Genomic DNA, 2,554 nt, shown 5'->3' on the forward strand with positions numbered 1-2,554 from the left:
TGCCTGGCAGATGAAGTTGTCTTTCATGTCATAGACCAGTATCCACCTGGCTTCGGCATAGTCGTATCTGATGATCACCGGCTTGCCGATATTGTCCATCAAGGCGATGTGCCAGTAGAGCAGTTTGTTGAATACAATACCATCGTTTCTAACTGATTTGCGTTCGGTAGCCAGCATCATGAAGTTCAGCTTATCCGGCCTGAGCATCCGCTCTTCCGGCACCAGTGCAGAACTGAATACCTGCCAGGGTGTCTTGCCTTCCAGTCCGCCATGCTCGGTCTCGCCATAGATGTGCCTGATATAGAATCCGATCATCTGCATCGCGTCCTGAATAGTGGGAGCCTCTCTTTTGTATAAGGCTTTTGCCCACTTCTCATTACGCATCAGGGTCGAGGGTTTGTTGGCTACGTTGGCTCCCCGGAAGCTGCTGATGAAGCGTTCGAATTGCTCCTGGAAGGTCCTGAAGAACCGCTCGATCACCTTGGCCTTGGCATTGTAACTCTCTGCGAAGTGAGCCTCGATGCCTAACTTGGGGAACACACCCCCTAACTCAAGTTCCAAATCATGGCCTTCCCAGGACTCGTGAAATAGCTTGGCTCTGAAGGCCTTGCCATTATCGAGATATACCGCTTCTGGCACGAAGGCGAAGGGTGGCCGGGTTTGCACCGTATTCCCCTCAGCATCGGTCTGCAGATACCAGTGCGAAGTGTTAAGGAATGCATTGCGGAAGGCGGTCTGGATGTGCTGGCTATCTTCGGTAAAGGCAAGTGAGGCACCTACCGGGTATCTGGAAGCCCAGTCGAAGACCATGATCATGGTCATGCGTTGAGCTTTACCAGTGTGGGGATTGATGATATCGAAAGCCAGGGTATGTCCATCCGCTACCCAGACCTGACCCACTTTTAACAGCCTGGCATCCCGGTGTATAGTCTTGACTATGTGTTCCGCCACGTATTTGCTACCCTTCCGGGTCTGCTCCCAAGTCGCCAGGTGGTTTTCCATCCACTCGGTACACCATCTTCTTAAGGTGGGCTTGCTGGTGGGTGACTCAAAGTAACCCAGCCTGGCTTGAGCCTTGAGCATGTTGATGGCAGAACCGATGGTGATCTGGTTGGGATGCAGCAGAATGCTGAGCAGGACATTGGACTCGATCTCGGTCACCTTGCGTTTATGGCTGATATTCTTGCCCTTATGCAGCAGTGCGAACATATCCTGATTGGATTTGATATACTGGTCGATCCAGAGCCGCAGAGCCCGTTCTTTACGTTCTCCTCTGAGCTTGAATAGCTCTGGTGCCATGGTTCCGTTGTTGTATTCCTCAACTATCAGTTTCCACTCCTCGACCTTGGAGTGGCATAAAGCCAGTCTCCGAATCACGAGGTTGCAGAAGTGGCCGAGGAGTCTGGCTTCTTTGTCATATCTCAGAGGAAGTTTTGCTCTGGGTGCCATGTCAATGTAGCCGGGACTGCAGTCCTTAATTGCTACATCTGCCTGTAAAGATCTTTCAACTCTCATAACAACTACTCCTCAAATCAAAGCAAGCCAAGATAAGAGGCTGCCTACTAAACCTCTGTGACAGTTTGATCGCCATTTCTCCTGTCACAGTGCTCAAAGCCTTTGCTGATAAACAAAGATGGCATTCCCCCCTATTCCGGACCACAGTGACAGCTGTCATAGTGCTGGGTAGATCCGAGACCACTGTGACACTAAATCCGGTATTTTTGCTGTCACAGTGCTCAAACCCACTACTGATGAGCTTCTGTGGCTTTTTCCGCCTTTCGGGAACCACTGTGACACCTGTCACAGTGCTCGGCGTGTCACAGTGGTCTGCCCTGATTGACCTCTGCCTTAACTCGTTACTGGTCGCTTTCATAAGCGCCTCCCATTAGTTATTGATGGGTGCTACTCTACTGCATGGCAATAACTTGGGAAGTCCTTTCCGCTTATTAACGGGGAATTCTGGATAAATCTTCAGACAATTCTGCTTCTCCGGTACTTCACAATATAATGCCCAGGACACAACCATGAGAATGCAGATTCTTACGAACTAAAAAATCCCCTAAAATGCAACCCATCTATTTGCCATAGATAGAGATAACCATGTTATCTGCAAATAAGACTTGAGAATCCGTTTTATGGACCCAGTCCAGACCGAGAGTTATTTACTGATGCGGTCAAAAGCACTACTGGCGTAGCACAAAAAATGAGCTAATAGTTTTCCCAAATTCGATGGTCTGAAAACACCCTGAAATGAGTCCAAATTTGCAAAAACCCTGATACTGAAAAGTCCAAAAAAGTCCAAAGACCACTGTGACACAGTCTAAAGTCAGTCCTATTCATCTCACGAACCAATAAACAGTTACGACCACTGTGACAGGTGATACCCAGTTGCAAGTTTGGGTGATACTTTATAACGATAGATGGTGTCTTGGTATAGAGTATCAAGTGAAATTGCAAATAGTATCACTTTCGATGCAAATCGCCGGTTTTAGTGAGACCCCAGTACCACCCTTTTTGCAAATCGGTATCAAGGTTTTTGCAAATCCAGTTTCAA

The 2,554-nt window shown here is 48.2% G+C and carries 1 protein-coding gene; it reads right to left on the reverse strand.

All coding sequences use genetic code 11. The annotated features are described in order from the left end of the window. On the reverse strand, positions 1 to 1,515 hold a 1,515-nt coding region (locus tag LHW48_09250), incomplete at its 3' end, for a Mu transposase C-terminal domain-containing protein (protein MCB5260636.1). Positions 1,516 to 2,554 lie beyond the last annotated feature (1,039 nt).

This window comes from Candidatus Cloacimonadota bacterium (assembly GCA_020532355.1).
GTDB lineage: Bacteria > Cloacimonadota > Cloacimonadia > Cloacimonadales > Cloacimonadaceae > UBA5456.